25 protein-coding genes and 1 other RNA gene are annotated in these 24,922 nt (G+C 44.4%); 13 read left to right on the forward strand and 13 right to left on the reverse strand.

Going from position 1 to position 24,922, the window contains the following annotated elements; translation table 11 throughout:
- The first annotated feature begins 26 nt into the window (after nucleotides 1-26).
- From ACAM39_RS03045 to ACAM39_RS03070, 6 genes are all read left to right on the forward strand, one after another.
- Entirely contained in the window at nucleotides 27-1,109 is a 1,083-nt protein-coding gene (locus tag ACAM39_RS03045) for an ATP-grasp domain-containing protein (RefSeq protein WP_369628180.1), read from the forward strand.
- A gap of 27 nt (nucleotides 1,110-1,136) precedes the next feature.
- On the forward strand, nucleotides 1,137-2,336 hold the full coding sequence (locus ACAM39_RS03050; protein ID WP_369628181.1) for a phosphoribosyltransferase domain-containing protein: 1,200 nt from the start codon (nucleotides 1,137-1,139) through the stop codon (nucleotides 2,334-2,336).
- A gap of 96 nt (nucleotides 2,337-2,432) precedes the next feature.
- Nucleotides 2,433-3,263, forward strand: coding sequence for an HAD family hydrolase (locus ACAM39_RS03055; protein ID WP_369628182.1), 831 nt, complete (start codon nucleotides 2,433-2,435; stop codon nucleotides 3,261-3,263).
- A gap of 2 nt (nucleotides 3,264-3,265) precedes the next feature.
- Nucleotides 3,266-4,402, forward strand: coding sequence for a cysteine protease StiP domain-containing protein (locus ACAM39_RS03060; RefSeq protein ID WP_369628183.1), 1,137 nt, complete (start codon nucleotides 3,266-3,268; stop codon nucleotides 4,400-4,402).
- 77 nt (nucleotides 4,403-4,479) lie between these two features.
- A complete protein-coding gene (locus ACAM39_RS03065) occupies nucleotides 4,480-5,451 on the forward strand; it encodes an HpcH/HpaI aldolase/citrate lyase family protein (RefSeq protein WP_369628184.1) in 972 nt (323 codons plus the stop codon).
- Between the two features lie 230 nt (nucleotides 5,452-5,681).
- Nucleotides 5,682-6,758: a WavE lipopolysaccharide synthesis family protein gene (locus tag ACAM39_RS03070; protein WP_369628185.1), complete on the forward strand. Its 1,077-nt coding sequence runs from the start codon at nucleotides 5,682-5,684 to the stop codon at nucleotides 6,756-6,758.
- A 75-nt stretch (nucleotides 6,759-6,833) separates the two neighbouring features.
- On the opposite strand, the gene ACAM39_RS03075 is transcribed toward ACAM39_RS03070, so the two are convergent.
- The 7 genes from ACAM39_RS03075 to nadR form a co-directional block, all read right to left on the reverse strand.
- On the reverse strand, nucleotides 6,834-7,565 hold the full coding sequence (locus ACAM39_RS03075; protein ID WP_369628186.1) for a glycosyltransferase family 2 protein: 732 nt from the start codon (nucleotides 7,563-7,565) through the stop codon (nucleotides 6,834-6,836).
- Nucleotides 7,556-9,130 (reverse strand): aminoglycoside phosphotransferase family protein, encoded by a 1,575-nt coding sequence (locus ACAM39_RS03080; RefSeq protein ID WP_369628187.1) that lies wholly within the window; start codon nucleotides 9,128-9,130, stop codon nucleotides 7,556-7,558. The genes ACAM39_RS03075 and ACAM39_RS03080 overlap by 10 nt, the downstream gene beginning before the upstream one ends.
- 43 nt (nucleotides 9,131-9,173) lie before the next feature.
- A complete protein-coding gene (locus ACAM39_RS03085) occupies nucleotides 9,174-9,545 on the reverse strand; it encodes an HAD-IIIC family phosphatase (RefSeq protein WP_369628188.1) in 372 nt (123 codons plus the stop codon).
- 444 nt (nucleotides 9,546-9,989) lie between these two features.
- Nucleotides 9,990-11,180 (reverse strand): hypothetical protein, encoded by a 1,191-nt coding sequence (locus ACAM39_RS03090; RefSeq protein ID WP_369628189.1) that lies wholly within the window; start codon nucleotides 11,178-11,180, stop codon nucleotides 9,990-9,992.
- Between the two features lie 150 nt (nucleotides 11,181-11,330).
- Nucleotides 11,331-11,786: an Mpo1 family 2-hydroxy fatty acid dioxygenase gene (locus ACAM39_RS03095; RefSeq protein ID WP_369628190.1), complete on the reverse strand. Its 456-nt coding sequence runs from the start codon at nucleotides 11,784-11,786 to the stop codon at nucleotides 11,331-11,333.
- 183 nt (nucleotides 11,787-11,969) lie between these two features.
- Nucleotides 11,970-12,716 carry a nicotinamide riboside transporter PnuC gene (gene pnuC / locus ACAM39_RS03100; RefSeq protein ID WP_369628191.1) on the reverse strand — a complete coding sequence of 249 codons (747 nt, stop codon included), beginning with the start codon at nucleotides 12,714-12,716 and terminating at the stop codon, nucleotides 11,970-11,972.
- Nucleotides 12,717-12,824: 108 nt separating this feature from the next.
- Nucleotides 12,825-13,895, reverse strand: coding sequence for a multifunctional transcriptional regulator/nicotinamide-nucleotide adenylyltransferase/ribosylnicotinamide kinase NadR (gene nadR / locus ACAM39_RS03105; protein WP_472828266.1), 1,071 nt, complete (start codon nucleotides 13,893-13,895; stop codon nucleotides 12,825-12,827).
- A 513-nt stretch (nucleotides 13,896-14,408) separates the two neighbouring features.
- On the opposite strand from nadR, the gene ACAM39_RS03110 reads away from it, so the two are divergent.
- A complete protein-coding gene (locus tag ACAM39_RS03110) occupies nucleotides 14,409-14,630 on the forward strand; it encodes a PspC domain-containing protein (RefSeq protein WP_036597767.1) in 222 nt (73 codons plus the stop codon).
- A 237-nt stretch (nucleotides 14,631-14,867) separates the two neighbouring features.
- On the opposite strand, the gene ACAM39_RS03115 is transcribed toward ACAM39_RS03110, so the two are convergent.
- Together ACAM39_RS03115 and ACAM39_RS03120 are read right to left on the reverse strand one after the other, a co-directional pair.
- Nucleotides 14,868-16,406 carry a fumarate hydratase gene (locus ACAM39_RS03115; protein WP_369628193.1) on the reverse strand — a complete coding sequence of 513 codons (1,539 nt, stop codon included), beginning with the start codon at nucleotides 16,404-16,406 and terminating at the stop codon, nucleotides 14,868-14,870.
- A 150-nt stretch (nucleotides 16,407-16,556) separates the two neighbouring features.
- The gene (locus ACAM39_RS03120; protein WP_369628194.1) at nucleotides 16,557-17,423 is read right to left on the reverse strand and encodes a rhomboid family intramembrane serine protease; all 867 of its coding nucleotides are present in this window, start codon (nucleotides 17,421-17,423) and stop codon (nucleotides 16,557-16,559) included.
- Between the two features lie 232 nt (nucleotides 17,424-17,655).
- Between ACAM39_RS03120 and ACAM39_RS03125 the strand changes: the two genes are divergently transcribed.
- Both ACAM39_RS03125 and ACAM39_RS03130 read left to right on the forward strand, forming a co-directional pair.
- A complete protein-coding gene (locus ACAM39_RS03125) occupies nucleotides 17,656-18,336 on the forward strand; it encodes an alpha/beta fold hydrolase (RefSeq protein WP_369628195.1) in 681 nt (226 codons plus the stop codon).
- A gap of 167 nt (nucleotides 18,337-18,503) precedes the next feature.
- The gene (locus ACAM39_RS03130; RefSeq protein WP_369628196.1) at nucleotides 18,504-19,703 is read left to right on the forward strand and encodes an extracellular solute-binding protein; all 1,200 of its coding nucleotides are present in this window, start codon (nucleotides 18,504-18,506) and stop codon (nucleotides 19,701-19,703) included.
- Here the strand turns inward: ACAM39_RS03130 and ACAM39_RS03135 are convergent.
- Together ACAM39_RS03135 and smpB are read right to left on the reverse strand one after the other, a co-directional pair.
- A complete protein-coding gene (locus ACAM39_RS03135; protein ID WP_369628197.1) occupies nucleotides 19,700-20,491 on the reverse strand; it encodes a methyltransferase domain-containing protein in 792 nt (263 codons plus the stop codon). The genes ACAM39_RS03130 and ACAM39_RS03135 overlap by 4 nt on opposite strands.
- Nucleotides 20,488-20,958, reverse strand: a complete 471-nt coding sequence (gene smpB / locus ACAM39_RS03140) for an SsrA-binding protein SmpB (protein ID WP_007115442.1) — start codon at nucleotides 20,956-20,958, stop codon at nucleotides 20,488-20,490. The genes ACAM39_RS03135 and smpB overlap by 4 nt, the downstream gene beginning before the upstream one ends.
- 420 nt (nucleotides 20,959-21,378) lie before the next feature.
- Here smpB and coaD point away from each other — a divergent pair, with 420 nt between their 5' ends.
- The 4 genes from coaD to rnpB all read left to right on the forward strand — a co-directional run bounded on the left by coaD (nucleotide 21,379) and on the right by rnpB (nucleotide 23,073).
- Nucleotides 21,379-21,903 carry a pantetheine-phosphate adenylyltransferase gene (gene coaD, locus ACAM39_RS03145; protein WP_135888323.1) on the forward strand — a complete coding sequence of 175 codons (525 nt, stop codon included), beginning with the start codon at nucleotides 21,379-21,381 and terminating at the stop codon, nucleotides 21,901-21,903.
- 43 nt (nucleotides 21,904-21,946) lie between these two features.
- The gene (locus tag ACAM39_RS03150) at nucleotides 21,947-22,210 is read left to right on the forward strand and encodes a YfhL family 4Fe-4S dicluster ferredoxin (RefSeq protein WP_313013250.1); all 264 of its coding nucleotides are present in this window, start codon (nucleotides 21,947-21,949) and stop codon (nucleotides 22,208-22,210) included.
- Nucleotides 22,211-22,276: 66 nt separating this feature from the next.
- Nucleotides 22,277-22,690 carry a PaaI family thioesterase gene (locus ACAM39_RS03155; protein WP_065252345.1) on the forward strand — a complete coding sequence of 138 codons (414 nt, stop codon included), beginning with the start codon at nucleotides 22,277-22,279 and terminating at the stop codon, nucleotides 22,688-22,690.
- 28 nt (nucleotides 22,691-22,718) lie between these two features.
- Nucleotides 22,719-23,073, forward strand: an RNA gene (gene rnpB, locus ACAM39_RS03160) — RNase P RNA component class A.
- Nucleotides 23,074-23,205: 132 nt separating this feature from the next.
- Here the strand turns inward: rnpB and ACAM39_RS03165 are convergent.
- Nucleotides 23,206-23,712, reverse strand: a complete 507-nt coding sequence (locus ACAM39_RS03165; protein WP_369628198.1) for a BLUF domain-containing protein — start codon at nucleotides 23,710-23,712, stop codon at nucleotides 23,206-23,208.
- Between the two features lie 274 nt (nucleotides 23,713-23,986).
- Nucleotides 23,987-24,883, reverse strand: coding sequence for an acetylglutamate kinase (argB, locus tag ACAM39_RS03170; protein ID WP_100269645.1), 897 nt, complete (start codon nucleotides 24,881-24,883; stop codon nucleotides 23,987-23,989).
- Nucleotides 24,884-24,922 lie beyond the last annotated feature (39 nt).

Raw genomic sequence — 24,922 nt, forward strand, 5'->3', positions numbered from 1 at the left:
CATGATGCGTTGCCAATGGAAGTTCAATGATTTTAAACCCCAGTAATACCCCGTTTTCAATTTGGTTGGCAGAAGGGCAGTCAAGCCAGCGTGAGATGCTACTTGCCATGCAAGCCATGAAATGCCAATATAACTTACCCATGACCATCGTGGCATCTCATCGACAGCCACGACCAGAAATCTTAAACTGTGCCGATATAGCGTACCAAGAGCCATCCGAGCCAAGTGAGCGGGTTGGGTTTGTACTTGAACAGGCCAAAAAGCATAATAGCAAAGTGATATTGACAGGGCGCAATAGCCAAGATTATGAAGTCAGACGTCAAGACTTCAAAGCAGCCGGTATTCGGTTGTTGACAGGCGCAACTGACACAGCCACGCTTGAATTAATGGATGATAAAGCCGCTTTTACAGCCTTTTGCCAGCAACATGACATCCCTGTGGCAAGTGGCTGGCAGTTCGATAATACAGATGAGTTAATGGCACTGCTAGCGTTGCATGGTGAGCAGCCGTTATGTGTAAAACCCGTCAAAGGCATATTTGCGCAAGGATTTTGGCGACTCGATACCGCAGCGGTCGATGCGTGGGATAGTTTTGAGCATTTATACTTTACTGAGGATAAAAAAATCCATCTGGCGCAATTTTTACACGCTTATAACCATAGCCAGATCATAACTGACAAACCCATTGCCATGCTGTTGATGCCATATCTAGCAGGCAAAGAATATTCGATTGATGTGGTATGTGAGACAGGGGAAGTGTTAGCCGCAGTGACGCGCTATAAAGAAGGCAGTGAGCAGCATGTGGGCTATGACGAGGGAGTGATGGAACTTGTCAAGCGTCTGGTGACAGCCCTAAAAGCCGATGGTATTGTGAGCATCCAAACCAAGGCTGATGAAAATGGCATGCACAAGGTACTGGAAATCAATAGCCGCGCCTCTGGCGGTATTGGTTACACCGATCATGCCTTTGACGACGGCATGATGAATTTAACCCAATTAGCTTTTGCCTATTGGTCAGGCTGTATTGCCAAACCGCAGTTGGCAGCGGTACGTGATACCATCACCCCTTGCATCGTGCGCCCGCTGATGACCAGTGTCAAAATCGGCTAACGCAAAAATAACAGGATAATAGACGCCATGACTGAGCAAAAAATCATTTCGTTATCGCGTGGCGAGCTTACTTTACGTTATCAAACCACGGCAGATTATCAGCTTGATGATTTGTTGGGGTTTGCTGAGCGCATCAATCCCAAGCGCGCGTTTTTGTTTGTATCCAAAGTATTGGGACGGCATATTCCGGTATCCCCCGATAAAATGCGACAAGCCTTCACCCAGTTGGCGACTCTCATACCCGAGGATTTGCCCGAGCCGATTGTGGTGATTGGCATGGCGGAGACCGCAGTCGGACTGTCGGCAGGGGTGCATCAAGTGCTACAGGCGCGTTATCCGCAGGCTATTTTGCTCAACTCGACGCGGCATGCACAGGCAGCAGAGCTGCTTACCACGTTTAGCGAAGATCATAGTCATGCCAGTGTGCATTTGATTTACCAAAGTGATGACAGCGCGCTACAAGCAAACGTTGAAAACGCCAAAACCTTGATTATGGTCGATGACGAAGCCTCCACAGGTAATACCTGCCAAAATGTGGTCAACGCCCTGCGTCAAGCAGGAATGAGTAAGCTTGAGCAAGTGCATTTGGCGACGTTAGTTGATTGGTCGCTGGGCAAAAAACTTAGTAAGAAACTGGGCAAAACGGATAATAATATTTTTAATGACATCGCTTTTTTTCGCCATCATTTGCTGGCAGGCGATTGGACGTGGACAGATAGGGTAAATGCACCCGCGGTTACCATGCCAAATGTGTCAACCACAGAGGCAGGCAGTCAGCCACTGCTACCTACCGGCAATTGGGGGAGGCAACCGACACGCGATAGTACATTGGGGTTGGATTTTTTGCTGCAAGGTTTGCATCATACGCTGAGCCAAAGACAATTAACCCTAGCGTCATTTGCTCATCAAAAAATCTTGGTACTGGGCAGTAATGAGTTTGTTTGGTTGCCGTTGTTGCTTGCCGAACGCTTGGCGCAGTATCAAGCGGATGTCAAATTTTCCGCCTTGACGCGGTCACCCATCGCCATCCATGCTGATAGCGCCGTGACTAGTGTTATCAAGTTCTTTGATCATTATGGCTTGGGCATGACCAATTTTGTTTACAACGTGACGCCTGAGGCGTGGGATTGGGTGCTGTTGTGCGTGGAAACCCCCCAAGATAGCGTGGATGAGATTTGGCAGCGCTTTGATAATGTCATGGTAATTTCACCGAGACCCAAAATCTGACACCCGAAATCTGATACCCAAAATCTGACACCTGAAGTCCGAAAGCTAATCAGCCACAAAATCGATAAAAGTTAAGTTTGATAAAAGTGAGTGTGAATGACCGATTTTTTTAAACCCCAAGCCCGTTTTTTTGAATCAAAAGTCGCGCTAGTCAAGCCTTATGCTTTGATGGATTTGGATGATACCTTGTTTCAAACCCAGCGAAAAATTGCAGCTTGGCAATTGCCAATGGATGGGTTGGTGGCGGCGACCGTCGATAAGCAGAATGCGCCATTGAGCTTTTTGACCCCAAAGCAGCGCCATTTTTTTAATTGGTTATCCCAATCAACAGAGCTCATCCCTGTCACCGCAAGAGATACCACTGAGATTATGCGCGTCAAACTGCCGTTTGATAGTTGGCAAGTTTTGACCCATGGTGCGGTGATTGTAGCGCCATCGGGGCAGATTTGTGCGCGTTGGCAGCGGCTAATGGCAGGGCAATTGGTGGCGCTACAACCCAAACTGACCCAGCTTATGGCGCGATTGGCAGGGTTTGAAGCACTACGCATAACCCCACATTATGAACACTTTATAGTAGACAATAACGCGGCGGATTTGATGGTGTATGTCGCCATCAAACATCGGCATAAAGACCATGATGCTTTGCTACAGTTTGCGGCACAGCTGCCGAGTGTGCTCAATGAGGCGGCTGATTTGGGCGATGAGTTTTATATCCATGTCAATGCCAATAACTTGGCAATCTTGCCGCACGTCGTCAACAAACATCACGCGATGCGTTTTTTGCTCGATTATCATTTGGATAAAAACCGCCCTTGTTTTGGTTTTGGTGATAGTTTGGCGGATTTGCCGTTTTTACAATTATTGGACTGGTATGGCACGCCCAATCGAGGGCAACTGCATGATGCTATCAGTCAAGGGTGTTTATAATCATGACAATTCAGGCGAATTTTTCGGGTAGTTATTTACCCGCTGATGTTACCTTGCTGCTCGATATCGTCAGTGCTGATAGCGTCAGTGATATCAGCCCAACCCAAAAAGAAGCATTAATCCAATCAGGTCAGCGCCATTATTCAGATATGCTGACGCTTGAAAAACCGCCCAGCGCCACGCATGAAGCCTTGTACAATCAAGCATTGGCGGCAGGCAAACAGCGCATGGCAAATGATGTCACAAGCCTTGCCTTTAGCTTACATCAGCTATTTCATGCTTGCGTGAGTGACTCGCAGCCGCTGATATTGGTCAGTCTCGTGCGGGCAGGATTGCCGATTGGGGTATTGCTGCAAAAAGCGCTTAGTGATGCATCTGCCAGCTATGCGTTAGCCAGTCAGCATTACGGGGTGAGTATCATCCGTGACCGCGGGCTTGACCCTGTTGCCTTGCAATATATTTTGCAGCAGCATCCCCATAGCCCGATTGTGTTTGTCGATGGTTGGACGGGTAAAGGGGCTATCTATGGTGAGTTGCAACGAAGTTTAGCCCAAATCAATGATAAGCGGCAACAAGCGCAACTATTTCACCAAGGTGGCGGGGTGATTCCACTGGTGACGTTGGCAGATCCTGCCGGGGTGGCTTGGCTATCGGCGAGTGATGATGATTGGCTGATGCCGGCAAGTTTGCTCAATAGCACTGTCTCTGGGCTGATATCGCGTACCCTGTATCGTGAGCCCAGTGATGGACTGCACCAAGCAGTGTATTATGACCAGTTACAGCCTTGGGATCGCAGTGGCGAGTTTATCCAAACCATTGATGCGCTGCGTCAGCAAACGCCCTTACCAACGCCGCTAACGGGCAAGTTATTGCCGACTTTTGCCACCCAGTCTGTGATAGATGACTTGGCGGCGCGCTTTGCCATCAGCAATCGCAACCGTATCAAACCCACCATTGCCGAGGCGACCCGCGCGATATTACGGCGCGACCCTGAGTGTGTGTTGGTCAATGAGATGGCAGACGGACAAGATACGGCATTACTGCGTCATCTTTGTGAGGAAAAAAATATTCAATTAATTGCAGATGCCAGCATTGCACCTTACCAAGCTGTCACCATTATTAAGAACAGAAGCCAATGATAACCGCTTCTTTGCGCTCATCGACCTTGTTAACCGCCCATTTATCCTAATCGCTCTTTTACGCACATTGTACTTTTATGACACTATTACACCCTGTAAATCATTTTTTGGCTGCGTCTGTTGCGCCGACTATCAATCCCTACCAGCTGGGTGCGACGCTTTATATGCCAGCCACGCGCCAAGACATTTGGCAAATTATTAGCCAGCAAAAATTGGCTGAGATTGATAGTATCGTGATTTGTTTGGAAGATGCGGTAAGTGAAAGTGAGATTCCTGCCGCGCTCGCAAACTTAAAGCAGCTGCTTGCAACATGGGCTCAGCACGCCCAGAGGCATGGTTTTGGTGATGAATCGCGCCCAATTTCACCGCGAGCCTCACGCCCGATGGTGTTTATCCGACCGCGCAACGCCTTGATGCTCAGCGAGCTTGCCAGTTGGCAGACGATTGCCTTAGTGGATGGCTTTGTGTTACCAAAAATCGATATGCAAAGCCTTGCCGATTGGCGATTGGCTTGTCAGGCATTGCCATCGACACAGTTATTGATGCCGACCCTTGAGACTCGGCTCATCTTTAACCCGATACACAACCAAGAACTGGCGCTAGCGTTTAGTGAAGGGTTTAGCCAGTCGATTTTGGCACTGCGTATTGGCGGCAATGATTTATTTGCCTCGCTGCGCTTGCGTCGCCCGTCCGATGTGACAATCTATCAAACCCCAGTCGGCATACTTATCTATCAGTTAATTGCGTGTTTTGTGCCGCAGGGTTTTTATTTGACTGCGCCCGTGTTTGAGTATTTGGATAAACCTGCCTTGTTTGCTGAAGAATTGCGGCAAGATGTCGCCTTGGGACTGGTGGGAAAGACCATCATTCACCCTGAGCAAATTGCTGCAGTCAAACACGCTTTTTATGTCAATGACATAGAGCGCAGTCAAGCCACCGCGATTCTTGCTGCTGATGCCAAGGCGGTGTTCAAGCAAGACAACAGTATGCTTGAGCCAGCCACGCATCGCGCGTGGGCGACCAGTGTGATGCTCCGTGCCAATGTCTAAAAGCTAAGGTCTAACAGCCAAGGTTTAACAGCCAAGGTCTAAAAGCTAAGGTCTAACAGCCAAGGTTTAACAGCCAAGGTCTAAAAGCCACTGTCTAACAGTTTGTTATATCAAAGTCAGATAACAAATCACTGACCGATAATTGAACAAAATTGCGGTATGATGACGGGTTAGCAGATAACAATAATTTATGATAACAATTTAATTGATAACCAGCATCATGGAAACCTATGCAAGCAAATACTCTCCCCAGTCAGTCAGTGACGGTTATTTTTCAAGGTGGTATCAACGTTCACCAGCTAGGGCAGGGCGGTGATGACGGCAGTGATTTTATGGCTAACGTCGCCAAAACCCGAGCAGCATTGCCCCATGCGACCATTGTATTATCGACTTGGGATACGCTTGCGTTGCCCACCGAGTTTGATAGCGCCGACAAATTGGGTATCGATCAGCTGATTTTAAACCCAGATCCTGGTGGTCTGCCCAATATCAAATTTGGCTATGACGCTCCCAACAACGTCAATCGACAAATCATCTCCACGCAAGCGGGTTTAAGCCAAGTCAGCACCGAATATGCGCTCAAACTGCGCACCGATAGCTACTTGCTCAATGACAACCTGCTACAATTTTATCGCTATTATACCCAGCAAGTAACGTTACATTCCCAGACCCATTTATCCTCAAAAACTAAAGGAACCGACTACTCACCAATAGTAGTGCCGTCATTTTTTACTATTGACCCCAGCATGTTTGAGCATATGGCGTTTCATATCAGCGATTGGGCGCAGTTTGGCAAGACCGAGCGACTGCAGGCGTTTTGGTCGGCACCCCTGATGACTAGAGACAATGCCACTTATTTTGAATCGCATGCACAAGATGTCGATGCCAAATTTGCGGACAATACTTTTCGCACGCGGTTGGCTGTCGAGCAGCATATTGCCAGTCATTATGCCAATCAAATTGGCTACGCTGCCACACCAAGCTATTACAATGAACTCAACGAGCAGATTCTAGACGCGCACAAGGCATTTTTGGCGAGTGAAGTGATTGTGCTTGATATGACAGACTACGGGCTGCGGTTACCCAAATACGAGTGGACATTGACCGATGCTTTTATGGCGATGAACTGCATCAGCCATGATGACTGGTATCAGCTGTTTTATCAATATTGGTATCCTAACCAAGTGGACGAAACCCGCTTGGCGCATGCGGATGAACGAGCGGTAATGAAAAGTATTGCCGCGGCAGAGTTTTATCAAACTAGCCCAGTTGATCAACAGCAGATTTTCTCGCGTCTTTATCCCTAAATTCGCTAAATAAAAAAGCTTACCCAACAGATGGTAAGCTTTTTTTCCAACAGTTAAACAATTAAACGCCAATTTTTAAACCTCAATCTTTAAACCGTGGGCTTTAAGCGCTTGGTATTCATCCGGCGTACCGCAAAAATCAATGTCGTCCTCCGTGATTTTGACATAGCCAACCCTGCCGCCTTGTGCGATTAATAAATTATACATGGGGGCAATATAATATTCATTGTTAACCGTCAACTGTTGCGCAATCGCTTGTTGAAACAACGATAGATACTGCTGCTTGGATTTAAAATAATACAAACCATCACTGCAAAGATTGGAGATACGCTGTTTTTCGGTGGTTTTAATCACCCTGTCATCGTCATCGACGGCAATAAATGACCAATGGTCGCCTTCGCCTTCAAATACTTCTAAATAGCCATCAACAGACTCTACCCAGTCAGGTTTTTCAAAACCATAGCGAAAGGTATCGATGTTAAAAATATAAATCGGCTCATTGTCATCAATGCTAGGATTACCGAGTCCCAGCGCTACTGTTTCAGCTTGCCCCGCTGTCTCGCCATCAAGGGTATGAATCATAAAATTACGCACACCCAAGCGCGTTAATCGCTCAGCAACAAATCGTGGGGTATCATACACATCACGCACGATAAGCAAAAATAAATCGGTACTAAAATAGCGCTCAAACGACTTGATTGCCAAATCAAAAACAATGGTATCAGCAATCGACAATTGATACTTAGGCACCTCAAAGCCTGCCTTAAAAAAACGACTGCTTAGCCCTGCCATCGGAATTACGAACATGTCACTGCCTCCATCACATACATTTTGTATAAACGATACGCATTGAGCAGCATGGCGCGCTGGCGATCGGGTCTATCTGCATGCAATGGTAGCATGGATAAGAACAATAACACCACCGCTGGCATGATAGATTCTGTCGTCATGCCATTGACCCAGGTGCCGGCAAAAAAGTCTTGCTGGATTTGCTCCAAACGCTTATCAATATCAAATCGTATATCGCTACCACTAGGGCTATCGATAATTTCATAACGCCCTGCGATGATAAAATCATACATACCAATCACAGAATGGGTGAGCTTGGCTAAATCATAGCTTGCGTTACCAAAAATACTAAAATTGCCGTTAGAATCCGTGCCACGTGGGTCAAAAACTTTTACCCGGCGACCGCGCATGTCATACATGATGTTGCTAAAACATAAATCGCCATGCATGACACTCACAGTGTTTGGCAGTGCCAAGGCTTTGTCGATACAATCTTGCGCAATCTCTAGCGTACTGCCAAGCATCGTTCCATCATATATCACAGGTTGGTTCAAATCGACATCGGCATCATCAGCATACGCGTACAGCCGCTTTAAAGTTTTTTTATGGTACAAATCTTCAGCATACGATTTGGCAAACCCTGTTTCGATATGGCGATGCACGTCGGACTGATTGGCCATACTAAAAAATTCTTTTAATAGCTGAAAAATATGTTGCCAAAACTCAGTGGTATTTAAGCCATGCACATACAACTCATTGAGCGGTAACAATGGCAAAAACTCTAAGCTATAACTAAACTGTCCGTCCACTTGCTGATAATCAATCAACTGCGGGGTAAAACGTCTGAGTGGCGCAGGAATATGGGTGTACCAATAAATTTCCGCTTCAATTTTGTTGTTGTCATCACTGCTTTTTGTGACAATGCCTTCACGAATCTGCAGTGAATTAAAGGCGCGTTCGGTGGTCATATTGGCACGGGCATGAATATAATGCACAAAATTACTGCAGTCATAATACGACTCAATGTTGACCGATTTCATTGGCATCGTCTGTTGGTACAAATAAATCGCCCGCACAAAATTTTTCTTACTAATCGCCAGCGCTTTAATCAACTCCAATCGTGAGGAAAAGGCAAAATAGCCAATCCAATCGGTGGGGTTTTCTTTCATTTTTTTGGTTTGTTGCCAATCGTATTGGCGCGTTTTATCCGACACGCCAATACAATCTGAGCAATCAACTAAGTGTGGTAAAAATACATCCCCTTGGATGATACGAATATGCTGGTATGATTTATCAATGGCTAGATTAAGCACATATAAAATCGTCTCAGACAATGCCAAATTTTCAGGGATTGTCACCACATCAATGGGAAGTGACTCAATCACTGCTTTTTCATTGATGGTTAAAGTATAAGCTTCGGGTAGTGACAATAGAATTTTTTCATGGGGGAATTGTTGGCGTACCACATCGACTTGCAGCTGTAATAGTTTTTTATTGCCAATGGGCAGCATACAAGGCGGAATGCGCCCAATTTCTGCTTCAAATTCGGCATTGACATAGGAAGAGGCGTTAATGAGTATCATAGCGTTAAATTACCTTAACTGTCGTTATTGTTTTTATTTTTTATTAAGGTGTTAAATCAAGTAACTGGCAAATCTCTGCATAGCTTAGCTTGACCAATTCGTCGGGTCGAATAGCTTTATCATCCACATAAAACCCTTCAAAGCCGCACCAAGGTTTACCCACGTATAATTCATCATACGGGATATCATGTCGTCTCAGCCAATCGATGATAATTGGCAACGTGTTTTTATTAATAGCGCCAATATTGCCTTGATAGGTGCGCATATTGCGACTGGTATTGATGATAATGGTAAACCCTTGTCGATGGTATTCTCTAAGTTTTTCGACAACTTCGGTGATAGGTTGGGCATTGGCATAGTCGCCATTTTGGGTGGTGCATAGGGTGTCATCTAGGTCAAAGATTAGCCGCTTCATTGTTATTATTTTCCTAAGGGGACAGTAAGATAAATAGACTTAAACTAAAAATTTTTGTATTCTTAATAAAATCAATTATTTGATTGTTATTTTAACTTCCATACCTTAAAACGAATACATACCAAATCATATTACTTATTCATTACTTATTGTAATTTTAGGTAAGAATGCGAGAAAAAAATCGATTATAGGGCTTAATCATAATGCTTAATATAAGATAAACCGCTTTTAACTAATTAATCAATCGATGTTGACAATTTTTGAGAGTAAGCCATAGCACGAGAAATGCAGTAAAAAGCGGGTAAGAGCCTGATGAATCTAAATGAAATAGGTTGTGATTTGATGAAAGATTGGCTTTTATTAACGATGAGCTAACAGGCTAAAAGATTAAAAGGCGAAAAAGCTAGAAAAACAGTAGGCAAAACGCGGCAAGGCGTGGAAAATTTATTTGATAGCGACGTGACTATGGACTTTGTGCATACGACCCAGTGCGTTTTTCCAACCACGGGCATTGGGCATAAAGGCTTGGCAATGATCTAAGTGATAGCCATAGCCTTCATTGCCATACGCCATCAAAAAACTGCCATCCAAAAAACCTGACTGTCCTATGACAAAGCCATTACCTTGATTAAATCGCGCTTCAGCACCGTTACCGAGCAAGGTGGCATTGATTGCAGTATAGCCATGACCCTCATTGTGGTTGGCATTGGCATGGGTGATATCGATACTAGCATGATGACGGGCAAAATAGCCACCGACCACGTTTTCATTGCCAAGACTGCGATTGGCTAAAATACGTCCGCCATTGTCAGCAAAATAGCCGTAGCCATAATTGCGATAGGCATTGGTACGTCGGTTAATGCTATTGCAGCTTAGCACGCCACTGTGTAGCGCCAAAAAGCCATGTTTGTTTTCGCTGGCACTGGTATCATGGCACCACATCGAGCCATTGGTAAGTGCATAAAACCCCGCGATATGGTTGTGTGCAGACACGCTGTTGTCGGCATTGATAAAGCCGCTGGATTCCGCGCAAAATCCAAAACCCAACTCTTCATCCAAATGCGCACAGTGATACGCCTCGCATTGCTGGGCATCTATCGAGCCCCCATACGCGAAAAATCCGACATCCCCTGCAAACTGTACAATCACCCCAGGCTCACAGCGGATACTTGAGCCAAAGCGGGCGGCAACCCCATAATAAAACTTATTGATACGGACCTTTGACCCGATCAGCACTTGACTATTGTAATTACACATGATACCGGCACCATAGCCTTCATCTTGCCACTGTCCATAGCCCAAAAACGCCTTAGTCCCATTGATAGTCATGCCATCGATTTTAAAAATACCATTGCCCCGCTGCATCAAAAAGCCACAGCGGTTATGGGCATCATCAAAATGTAACTGCACCTTATCAGGATCGTCCAAATTGCCAATAATCTCTACCCGATCACTAAAAAAATCAATTTCAACTTGGCTTAAATAATACTCGCCATCGGCAATTTTGATTTGGATAAAGCCTTTATCCCCCAAGTTATTTAATTGGCTTTTACAATAAGCCAAAGCCGCATGGATAGTCGGGAATTTTTGCGGCACGTCAATACGTTGCCAGCGGTTGGATACTTTTTTAATCATAATAACAACAAGCTAACAAGTGATATGGCACTCAAGGTGAGTAGGTCGACCATACATCGCCAAAAAACCTAGCGATAGTCAAAGCCATTGCAATTATCTAGGAAATAGCCGCTGTAATATGTTGGGTTTTCTTAGTGAATATGAAGTTTTTTATGATGTTTTAGGTTTTGCCAATTTTTCACTCAATGAATTTGCGACCCAGGCAGGACCAATCAACAAAAATTGTAAGTCTTCAAAAAATGACGGTTTTTTGCCTTCAATTTTGTGACCGAAAAATTGCCCAATCCACGCTATCACAAATACGCCAAAATAAAACTTAAACCCAAATGGCAAGATAGCAATCGCTGCTAAGCAAAACAGTACAAACATGCCCATAGCAATAAATAATTGCGTAGACAAGCGTAGATAAAACAGCATTACCAAAGCAATCAGTACCAACGTAAATGCCGCCTGCCATGACATTCCCATGCCTAAGATACTGGCAAAAATCGTGGGTACGCACAGCCAATGAATTTTTTTATTGATAGGATGTTGGTGGCTCACGGCGTAGTCAGCCAGCCAGCTTTGTAGGGATTTTTTTGAATGAAGCAGGGTCACGGTTGCCATAATCTTCTTCCTTAAAGATAATAAAGACAGTGAAAAAAATTGCTGATAAAAAATGGGTGTGAATCCCATCAGTTACCACTGAATCGTATCACACCCTAGTCGTTTGTCAAACCAGCGAATTTACCCTGATAGGTTTTGATATCAGTGGCTTTTAATAACAATGGCTTTTGATACTAATGGCTATTACGCCAAGCCTTTGGCTTTTTGCTCACTGCGATACCATTCATACAGCCCCACAAACGCATTAATTTGGTACACCATGGTTTGAATGGCAAAAACATAATTTTGCGACATCAAGTTGACAATCAGCCAAACAAAATTCACCGCAATCCATAACCACCAGTTGAATGAATAGCGTAAAATCATCGTGGCTTGCGCTGTGATGGATAGCACAAATGCCAACACATTAATCCAAAAAAAATCAATTACGCCCAAAAATTTACTGCCATCGTCGGCGACCACGCCATAACCCATCGACGCTAGCCAATTATTGACAGTTGGAAATAATGCCAAGCCAATCGCGATAAAGGCAATGGTTACCAACCAAACAATTTTATTGGCTGATTTGGGAATCATATTGCCATCGCCATCGGTATTTTTTGACCAATAAAAAATGCCATATAAATGGGTAAAAAAGTTAAACAGCGGTGCGAGCATCAAACCCACCGCACCTGCAGTTCCCTGTACAATGGTTTCACCTGCCGTTGCCAACATACCAAAGCCATTACCTGCGATATTGCGGCGAAAACTCAGCGATACCACACACAATAGCCCGATAAAAGACACCCCCAAATAAAACCAGTCCAACGCTCGATGTTCTGTGGTCAACCAAAAACCGGTACCCAGTGCAATTACCCCAAAAAAGAACCATACCACCGTCCATTCTTGTGCCCATTCACCGGTAATTTTATCCAAAATTGCAATTCGCATTTCGCCTCCAACAGTCATTACAACCATAACAACATTTTTTTAATTAAGCTTTAAAAAATAAAACCAAAAATTTTTAGCATATTTACCAAGCATGTCTAGAAAATTATTTTATGCCTCGATATCTTGATAGTGGTGAAAAACGTGTGCATCAATGAGCGCAATCGCATCCAAGAATCGTTGATGATAGTCTGGACTATCAATAAATAGCGGCGCAATATGATGGCGGGCAAAGATTTGTTTTAAACGATTTTCAAAACGCTCACGCTGGGACTCGCTGCCTAGAGAGCGCATCCCATCGGCGACCCAAGGGGTATTATTGGCAAGCATCAGGGTATAATCTAAGCGAAACTCATCGATACAGGCGGTCAAAAACGGGTGGGTACGCCCTTCATATTCTTCACAGAATGCTTGCGTGGTCACAAAATCTGTATCCACCAAGGTGATTGGGGCAGGGGCAAAGCGTTTGGCGGCGCGTATCGCTTGTTCATGGTCAGTTGCCATGAGCGGATAGTCATCGTATTGCATACCAAGCTCAGTACCCCCCAAATCGGTTTGCACAAACAGCCGTCCCATTTCTAAGCCATAGCTTGCACCATAATAGTTGGCTAGTTTATGCAGTAGTGTGGTTTTACCTGAGCTTTCACCACCCACCAATGCCACAGTTTTAGTGTAGTCACCTCGCGCTTGCGGATGAATCGCTGACCAATACAGCGCGGGGTTATTGTGAATCTTGCGGCTATCAAAACCATGTTGGCGTGGCGTCGTCACCACAGGTAAATGTAAATCATAATCGACAAACGGATGGGTTTCATCCATAAATACGACAGGGGCTACTGTCCCTGCCGTATCGGTGGATGCGCTCAACTTGGGATAACGTTGTTGCAAATCCGCTAATATCGCATTGACCTCATTAACGCTCAAATCTTGATAATTGTCTTCATACGAGGGGGTTACCAAATCAGGTAAAATCTCTATATGCACAAATGGCAAATCAGCAAATGCCATGGTCATCCAGCGCGCCTTATCTTTCAAATCAATGGAAAAATTTGGATTTGGCGCAGGGTGGGGAGTAATAAAAATATATAAGTCTTTGACTTGCCCAGACGCATGCAAAATCGTTCTTACATGCCCCAAATGCAGCGGCTCAAAATGTCCAATAATGATACCCACATCTTGCATCATGCTTTCCTCAATACTTCATCATGGTTTTTTTAACTATTTTTTATCGACTTGATTTTTTGATTACTTGGATAGATATCCCTACTAAGGATATCCTAGTAAGGCTATAAAAAAGTAACGCTATGATAATCGATTAGCTGCTATGAAGTTACAATCGTTTGTAACGCTAGTATCACAATTTGTAAGAATCGGTGCACACACGCTACCAAAAACATTATATAGCCGCGATAACAGCATAGCCACGATAACAGCGCTCCTCATAATCGCTCATGATAATAATGCTGTAGAAAAAGTTACCAAAAGAAACATCATTCTACGTTTTGTCACCCAACTACACTCTGCATTTGCTTATAATAAGTCATCACCAAAACGCAGCATCTTTAACCAATAATTTTAGCTGATGGCACTAAATTTTCTAACGGCAGCACGTTTTAAAAGCGTTAATTTTTAAAGATGTTAGGTTTTAACTAAGTCGTAAGTGGTTTTCTTTATTTTTAACAGGTAAAAAATTGAATGGCAAATAAACTGGTAAAACTTCATCGCTCTCAGAATCATCGTATGATTGCAGGTGTGCTGGGGGGTATTGCAGAGTATCTTGGCTGGAATGCAACATTGGTGCGTTTGTTGTTTGTGATTATCTCAACCGCGAGTGTCGCAGTGCCAGGCATTTTGATATATATCGTGTTATGGATTGTCATGCCAAATGCCACCCAAAATTCCTATCGTGCGGTTTGATGGGTTGATAGGCTTCTTTGTATAACTGCTAATTATCAAGAAAAACAGCCAAAAAAATTAAAAGTATTATGAATAATAACAACTAGCTATAACAATAACTATAAACTTCTCCACTTTTCCTCCTGCCCAGATAATACATTATCTGGGTATTTTTTTGACCTAAAAAAAGCCTTAAGGGAATGCTTAAGGCTTTTATTAATATTAAAAATCTTGTATCAAAAATTTTGAAAAAATTGACTAAGGCACAAAACGTACAGGCTCGGCAATCACTTGCCGAGCGCGTTCAGCGACTTTATCAAAACGGTGGATGCTGTTGCCTTGATTATCCACAGCCACGGTCACAGGCATATCTTCTACCTCAAACTCATAAATCGCTTCCATGCCTAGCTCTGGGAAGGCAAGCACTTTAGCGCCTTTGATAGCTTTTGATACCAAGTAGGCGGCACCACCCACTGCAATGAGATAAATTGCGCCATGTTTGGCGATGACTTCACAAGTCGCAGGGCTACGCTCAGATTTACCAATCATCCCAATCAAGCCTTGACCCAAGATTGTATCGGTGAATTTATCCATACGCGTTGAGGTGGTGGGACCCGCAGGACCGACCACTTCATCGCCCACTGCATCGACAGGACCGACATAATAAATAAAGCGATTTTGTAAATCAACGGGTAACGCTTCGCCTTTGGCAAGCATATCGACCATGCGTTTGTGCGCGGCATCACGACCCGTTAAGATTTTACCACTAAGTAGTAAGGTATCACCGATGTTAAACTGACCTAAGGTTTCTTTGGTTAAGTCGTTAACATTGACTTTAATCACATCATCGGAGCCAAATGACACTTCTGGCCAATCTGATAGGGAAGGTACCGGCAAGGCAGCTTCCCCTTGACCGTCTAGGGTAAAGTGAATATGACGAGTCGCCGCACAGTTTGGAATCATGGCAACGGCTTTACTTGCGGCATGGGTAGGAAAATCTAGTACTTTTACATCCAGTACCGTAGTCAAGCCGCCAAGACCTTGGGCACCAACGCCAAGCTCGTTCACTTTGTCATACATATTAAGACGTAAGCGCTCAACGCTATCAAGCTCGGCACCGCTTTGGGCTTTGGCTTGTAAATCATGGATATCGATGTGTTCCATGAGTGAGCGTTTGGCAAGCATCATGGCTTTTTCTGGCGTGCCGCCGACACCGATACCTAAAATACCAGGTGGACACCAACCTGCCCCCATTTGTGGGACGGTTTTTAACACCCATTCTTCAATCGAATCTGAGGGGTTTAGCATCGCAAATTTTGCTTTGTTTTCTGAACCGCCGCCTTTCGCGGCACAAATCACATCAACTTTGTCACCCGGTACCACGCTCATGTGAACCACTGCTGGCGTGTTGTCTTTGGTGTTTTGACGTTTGCCAATTGGGTCTACTAGGATGGATGCCCGTAGTGGGTTGTCTGGATTGTTGTAAGCACGGCGCACCCCTTCATTAACCATGTCTTCAACGCTCATCGCTGAGCCTTGCAAGTCCCATTGCACGTTCATACCGATATCAAGGAACACTACCGCACTACCAGTATCTTGGCAAATCGGACGATGACCCATCGCTGACATACGGCTATTGGTGAGGATTTGCCCCATGGCGTTTTTGGCAGATTGGTTGGTTTCTTTTTGCCATGCTTCATATACAGCATCAACGAAGTCTTTTGGGTGATAATAACTGATGTATTGAAAGGCGTTGGCGATAGAATTGATAAAGTCGTCTTTCTTGATGACGGTCATTGGCTAGTCCTTTTCACTGGCTAAATAGTGGCGCTATTATAGCATTGTCACTTGCTAGATTGGCAAACAAGATTGGCAAAAGGGCGCAGGAATAAGCGTTTTAAACGGTCAACCGCTAAAATTTTTATCCCGTTAAAAAATTATTAACTGTTAATGGATAATACTTGGCAACGCATGATTGAGTAATTGCATAAAACTGATATGTAGCCAGCCATACATCGCCATAAATCCCACTATCAACACTACATAGCTTGCGGTAATGATTTTACCCTTTAACACAGAAGGCGGTATGAATGGGGCAGTGCTGCCAGAGATTGGTCGATCGCCAAGATGATTGGGTGGCCAATGCGCGCTACTAGCTTTATGGGCGAATAGCTGCTGCTGGCGGATAACGCGATACTGTATGATGTACACCATACCCAGCAAGCCACCTATAATTGCACCGCCCACATGACTGGCATTATCGATACCGCCCACCAAAAAACCATAGCCCAAATTAATCACCATCACTATCAGTAACGAGCGAAAATTTAACGCAAAATTATTAAACGATGTTTTGGTTAGCGCTGTCACCAATAACGCCATCCCAATGCCCATGATACCACCTGACGCACCGGCACTAATAATCGGCGGCTCACCTGCCATCACGCTATGCAAGCCCAAAAAGTTATTGAGCAAATTGCCGCCAACCCCTGATAACAAAAACAACGCTAAAAAATTGACAGCGCCAAACATCCGCTCAGCCACTTGTCCAAAATAATATAAAGCAAACATATTAAACAGCAAATGCATAAAACCAATATGCAAAAACAGACTGGTCACCAATCGCCACGGCGCTTCACCCAGCGAAAAGGGTAAGAAATTGGCACCCCAAACAATTAACGATTGATTAGTGGGGTTGGTCGGATTGACGCCAAAAAATAGCTGTAAGGCAAACACCCCAACACAAATTACCACCAACGCCAACGTGATAGGGTAGTGTTGTAAAGCTTGTTGGATTGGGGACTGAAATGTCATAGCGCGCCTTATGTAAACCAATTTAAGTGTAAGCCAAGTTAAGCCAAAATTTCAAAAGAAAAAAGCCTGTATAAAATCATTATCATCAATTCACAAATCGCAATTATAGTATGAAATGGTAACAATGTTTTGCAAACCCGTCGGGGCAACCGAGAAAATGATAAGCTAAGTGGGAGGCATTTTCGCCAAATTTTTAGCATCATAGATACAAATCATAGATACAAAAGGCTTTATGATAAAACGCCAATCCAAACCGATTGTCATCCTCATTCATGGTTTACACATGCATGCCTGGGCGATGCGACCGCTTGCCAAAAAACTCACCAAACTCGGCTACGAGTGTCATAGGTTTGGGTATTTTAGCATCGCGCATAATCTTGCCAACCATAGCCGCCGTTTGCACCGCTGGCTGACCAAACATGAAAAAGCGGGTGTGCCTATTTATTTGGTCGGTCATAGTCTTGGTGGGCTGGTTATTCGAGACTTTTTGCAGCGATATCCACAGTGGCAGATTACTCGATGTGTGACACTTGGGACGCCGCACAATGGCAGCATCAGTGCCAATAACATCGTCAAAATCCTGCCCAAATTTGTCGGTCGCTCGTATCTACAGGGGCTAGATGGCAATGCGCCTGCACTCAAAGATGCAGTGCAGCTAGGTAGTATTGCGGGAGTTCGTTCGGTGGGGCTTGGCAAAGTGGTATTACCCCGTAACCGTGAGCTTGCCAAGCTTGAGCCGCATTTGCAGCCCAATGACGGCACGGTATTTGTGCATGAAACTCAGCTTGCAGCTGCTAAAGACCATATCATCGTCAATGCGTCCCATACGGGACTCCTGATAAATGATGAAGTAGCGATACAAATCCATCATTTTTTGCAACAAGGGCATTTTTTGCATACAAAAAATTGTTGAGACAAAATAGGGTTAAAAACCCGTCAATTCAAAGTTTTTTTAAGAATTATCTTGGGGCAAAATGCTATAATCATCCAAAGTTTTTTAGGCGCTCTATTTAGCGATGATGTATTTAGCCATCATCCATTGAGCGATGGTCAGGCAAAGCTGTTGAAGAAGGTTAAGCTGTGTTGAAAGCAAGTGATGTGATGGGTTGTATGATGGGGCATAAGGTGCGTACAAATGTCAATGCGCAATCATCAGCCATCAGCGCCTTGTTAATTACCCTGGTCAGTATATCGGGTGCGCTAACTGCCTGTACTCCGTCATCGGCGCCGCCATCCCCAACGTCACAATCGGCTTCGACCACCGCTTCGAGCGCTAATGGCAATAATGCCAGTAATACCAATGCGACGCCAAATGCAAGTATTGCGAGTACAACTGCAGCAGTGCCCAACCAACTCACGATTTACACCTCGATTGACAAAGCGGCGCTTGAGCCGTTATTAACTAGCTATGCTAGGCAAATCAATGTGCCGATTCATATCGTGCAAGATGAACCAATGTCAATTTTGGCACGGTTAAAAGCAGAGGGCGCCAATAGCCCTGCAGATGTGATTTTGACTGAAGATGCGGGTATTTTTAGTACCGCAGTCGAAGAGGGGCTATTACAACCCTTTAATGCCGAAAAAGCAGTGGCGCATGTCCCAGAGCGTTATCGTGATCCTGATGGCAATTGGATTGCATTATCTAGCTACGCGCGTACTGCGGTGTATGATAGTCGTGTACTCCATACCAATGATATCTCAAGCTATGCCGACTTGGCCAAAGTTAAATGGTCACAAAAACTGTGCCTAAGCCAAGGCAAATACATCCCTAATCAATCACTGGTGGTCAATCTCATCAATAATTTGGGCGATAAACGCACCCAAGAAGTGATGCAAGGCTGGCTTGCCAATCTAAGCGTGCCCGTGCTGCTGGATGACAGTGAAGTGCTAAAGGCCATAGAAAGCGGCAAATGCCAAATCGGTCTAGTCAACAGCAACCACTACGGACGCTATCTACAAGCGCATCCCGATACCCCGATTAAAATCAAATGGATCAATAAGGGCTACGGCGGCGTCAGTACCAACATCACAGGCGTTGCCATTCCGCATGCCGCCAAGCATACCGAGTTGGCGCTCGGGCTGATTGAATGGCTGGCTGCCAAAGATCAGCAATCGCTGTATGCCAGTTTAAGTAACACCTTTCCGATTGACCCCAATGCCGAAGCCTCGGTCTTACTCAAGTCTTGGGGGGATATCGAAGTCAGCCAGATACCAGTGAGGTTTTATGGCGAAAGACAAGCGCTGGCAGTCGATTCAATGCAGCAAGCGGGTTATTACTAATTAGCTTTGCTGACCAAAAAATGCAAATAACGCCCAAGCCATTTATATGGGTCTTGCCCGCTATAGGCGACTTCCATATCAATCACCGCTTGTGGATTGGTATGTCCACCACGCTTGAGCGGTGAGTAATCATGAAACACCCGTAATCCTGAGGTATGCAAGATTTGGTAATGATGATCATTAATCCAAGAAATCACCTCATCTTTTGCCACTGGGTGATTGGGCGTCAAACTGCCATTATCGGCTTTAAAATCTTTGTTATTTAGTAGATTAAAATTGCCCATCACCAAGTTACGATACACAAAGCTGGCAGGGTTATAAAAACACAGCGATAGCACCCCTTTTTCAGCCCCATCATCGACAAGCCACCGATCAAAAAAATCCATAATCAGTTTTGGCTCTGCCAACCACTCAAGCACGGCATGGCAAAGAATCAAATCATATTTGCCCGTTAATTTATCATCCAATTTCTGATAAGGGCAGGTATGCCAGGTGATATTTTGTGTCGCCTCGCCTGCGTTTTGTTTGGCAATCTCAAGCATATTGGCGGAGATGTCATTGATGGTGACGTCATGCCCATCTTTGGCAAGTTCGATACTGATTTGCGCCAAGCCTGCACCTACATCCAATATGCGAAGGGGGCGGGTGTGTGTCTGTTGCCATGACTTTACCCAGCCAAAGATATCATGGCGCAGCACGGCAAGGCGAATTTCACCTTTTAAACCGCCGTATATTTTTTTTTCAAAATGCGCGCTGATATCATCAAAATTGCGGTCTTGGTTAATCATACAAGATTTTTCAGTCCGCGTTGTTTTTCGCGTTGATAATCACGCTCTTTTAAGGTGGCGCGTTTATCGTGCAGTTTTTTACCCTTAGCAAGGGCAATTTCGCATTTGACGCGGCCATGACTCCAGTACACTTTGAGCGCTACACAGGTATGGCCTTTTTGGTTGACCATGCCAAAGAGCTTATCAATCTCGCGGCGGTGTAGTAGCAGCTTACGGGTGCGAAGGGGGTCAGCGACAATGTGAGTCGATGCCGATAACAGTGGCTGAATGTGCGCGCCAAACAAAAAGGCTTCACCATCTCTAAAAATCACATAGCTTTCGGTGATACGCATTTTACCCGCACGGATGGATTTGACTTCCCAGCCGAGTAGCTCAAGCCCCGCTTCAAAGCTTTCTTCAATAAAGTATTCGTGACGCGCTTTTTTGTTGCTAGCAATCAAGCTAGGCATTTTTGGTTTTTTAGTCATTTAGGTTTCCTTACTGCAACATCGCGGACGTACCCAATGCTGCACAGCGTGTTTTAATCATCTTATTGCCATAATCTTATTACAAGAATCGTGTTGCCATAAATCAGTATGACAAGCCGTTTAATATGGCGATAAATCCCAATAAATCAATTCTTCGGTTTTGATTACTAAGTTTAAGTTTTTGATTATTGGGCTTTGGATTACTAAGTTTTTTATTGCTAGGCTTTACCCTAAGTTTTAATTAGGCTTTGGGTAAAATGCTGCAAAGCTGTCATGATAACACGCTAAACACAAATTGATAGTGAGATTTGATTGTTAATTGGGGTAAAATTTTGCTAGGATTAGCAACAAACTAGCAATCTTTGTTTTAATCATATTGTTAGCGCCAAATAGCGCATTATTTATCATAAAGAGACAGCCATGTCAGCAGCCAGCCAGCCACTTGCCACGCCTTATACTAAAATTATCTATCCAGGTACATTTGACCCAATTACCAAAGGGCACCTTGATTTGATTAAGCGCGCTTGCCGCCTGTTTGATGAGGTGATTGTTGCGGTGGCGATTGGGCATCATAAAAAACCGCTATTTACTTTGGAGGAACGAATTGGATTGGTAGAAAAAGCCTGTCATGATAAAGGCTTGAGCAATATATCTGTGATTGGCTTTGATGGGTTGTTGGTGGATTTGGCAAAAAATCAACAAGCCACAGGTGTGCTGCGTGGACTGCGGGCGATGTCAGATTTTGAGTATGAATTTCAGCTCGCCAATCTCAATCGTGAACTAGACCCAAACTTTGAAGCGGTGTTTTTGACCCCATCGCAGCAATATTCTTTTATCTCATCAACGCTGGTGCGCGAAATTGGCAAATTAGACGGTGATGTGAGTAAATTTGTACCGCCGTGTGTCGAAGAGGCATTTGAACGAAAAAAACAACAGGGTTGGTAAGTCGTGGTAAAATAAACGTTTCTTTGTGAACGTTTTAAAAGCTATGGCATTAATAATCACTGATGAATGTATCAACTGCGATGTCTGCGAGCCACTTTGCCCTAACGATGCGATTTATGTGGGCGAGTTGATTTATGAAATTGACCCTGCGCTGTGTACCGAGTGTGTCGGTCATTTTGATGAGCCGCAGTGTTCGCTGTTTTGTCCCGTACCTGATTGTATTCCAAGAGATCCGAACTATCTGGAGACGCCAGCGCAGTTAATGCTCAAATTTGAGCGCATCACCCAAACTAAAACCAGTCAATAAATTTTCATAACCGCTATTTTTCACAACGTCGAATTTTAACAAAGCCATTATAGATAAGGAATGTCTATGCCCGCCAATAAAGCAGAACTGAGTGCTTTTCTGAAGCAATCTTTCCCCCAAGCCAACTGCCACATCGAATCGGTGGGTAATGGGCAAGCCATTGTGTCACATCCTATTGGTGACGATGAGTTACGACCGGGTGGCACGGTATCAGGGCCTGTGATGATGAAAGTGGCCGATGTTGCGCTATATGTGGCTATTTTGGGCGAAATCGGTATCGTACCATTGGCAGTGACCACCAATCTTAACGTGTCTTTTCTGCGAAAACCCGCTGCACAAGCCAACCTTATCGCCAAATGCCAGCTTATCAAAGTCGGGCGTACGCTTGCGGTAGGGGATGTATTGATTTATTCAGAAGGTGATGACAGACCTGTGGCGCATGCAGTCGGTACGTATGCGTTGCCTGCTGACCGTGACTAAATAGATAAAGCCTGTTATAATGCTTGCCTTGGCAGACCAGACGAACGCTGCTTGCCCCTGTTTACAGTGGGTAAGGGGAGGAAAGTCCGGGCTACACAGGGCAGAGTGCCAGCTAACGGCTGGGGGGCGTAAGCCTACGACAAGTGCAGCAGAGAGTAGACCGCCTTAGCAATAAGGTAAGGGTGAAAGGGTGGGGTAAGAGCCCACCGCATGACTGGTAACAGTTCATGGCAAGGTAAACTCCACTCGTAGCAAGACCAAATAGGTGTCCGTATGGCGTTGCCCGCGTTGGACACGGGTAGGTTGCTTGAGCGTATTGGTAACGATACGCCTAGATGAATGTTCGTCCTCGACAGAACCCGGCTTATCGGTTTGCCATGCTTATTTTAATCAACCTATTGTTATCAATAGGTTTTTTATTTTTGTAGATGACAATAATACCGTTTTAACTTCCTGATTATCATAAAGCGTAAAGCTGGTTTAACTTGCCGATTTGGTAGATTTGAGATTAGCCACTAACCTTGAAACGGCAGGGTGAAATTTCGAATACGCATAAAGCGTTTACTAAACAGTGATTTGATAGGTTGTTGCGGCGTGATGTAAGTGATTCTTTGCTCTGACATGATATCAATCAGCTTGACGACTTCTTGCATGCCCCAACTATAGACATCAAATGATTCTATAAAAGCATGGTGTTTAAAGAGATAGGAATGCTTGGATAAATCAAAACAACCCATAAACCAGTTGTCAAAAACGGCGTTTGAAATATAGCCTTGACCAATGAGTTTGATATGGGTATGGCGATTATCTTGTCTTAAAACATGCAGCAAGTTTGCACACGCTAACGCATCGCCTTCATAATACTGAAAAAACTTACACGCATCATACAGCAAAAAACCAGTGATACCAGAGCGGGTATTATTTTTAATAGATTGGTTCAGAATGTGGGTAAATGTACGTTGATTTAACGCCGCAGTCAGCGTTATTTCACTACAATAAGCCATAAAGTATTTTTGCGACATTCCAATAGTCCTTGGTAAGTGGTACGTGAATATGAACTCCAAATAATTGCTACTATCTGCTATAGCCGCTTGCAATATTATATAAATTTACAAAATAAAATAGTCATGATAGTCAATATTAGAAAAAATACCAATTACATTTGTGTTGTAATTCTAAAATCTATCCAATATTTGACCCATATCATGAGCGAAAAAAAACCGCCTGAATCAGCGGCTTATTAATCCAAAAGCAACCCAAAAACAACTCAGAAACCTAAGTAACGCAAAAGTTAGTTCAAGGATGGCGGCTGATGAGGGTGCCAACGCCTTTATCGGTAAAGACCTCTAACAAGGTCGCATGCGGGACACGACCATCGACAATCACTGCACTTTTTACCCCATTTTTTACCGCTTCTAGTGCATAGCTGATTTTTGGAATCATGCCGCCAGAGATAGTGCCATCGGCAATCATCTCATCCACCTTGCTAGGGGTAAGTCCTGTGGCAACATTGCCTTCTTTATCCAGCACCCCTTTGATGTTGGTGAGTAAAATCAGTTTTTCCGCGAGCATGAATTCAGCGACTTTCCCCGCCACCACATCGGCATTAATGTTGTAAGTATTGCCTTCATCATCCACGCCAAGCGGTGCGATGACAGGAATAAAGTTAGAGGCAATCATCAAATCAATCACATCGCGATTGATGCTGACCACATCACCCACAAATCCCAAATCAATTTGTTGTTCGTTGCCTTGTTCATCCGTTTTGGTCATCGGTAATTTTTTAGCGCGAATGAGACTGGCATCTTTACCGGTTAAGCCAATAGCACGACCACCGTGTTTGTTGATGAGATTGACAATAGATTTGTTGACACTACCACCAAGTACCATTTCCACCACATCCATGGTGGCTTTGTCGGTCACTCGCATGCCATCAATGCGGTCAGAGCTGCGCCCCAATTCTTTAAGCAAGTTATCGACTTGTGGACCGCCGCCATGGACAACTACGGGATGAATGCCTACGGTTTTTAGCATGACGATATCTCTGGCAAAAGAACTCTCTAATATCGGATCAGTCATGGCATTGCCGCCGTATTTGACCACCATCACTTTACCTTCAAAACGCTGGATGTAGGGTAGTGCTTCGGTCAATACGTCAGCGGTATGCATGGCTTGCTCAAGATCTAATGCCATTTCAAATCCTTATATAATTTTGCTAGAGACATTTTTTAA

The organism is Moraxella sp. K02 (assembly GCF_041154755.1).
Taxonomy (GTDB): Bacteria; Pseudomonadota; Gammaproteobacteria; order Pseudomonadales; family Moraxellaceae; genus Faucicola.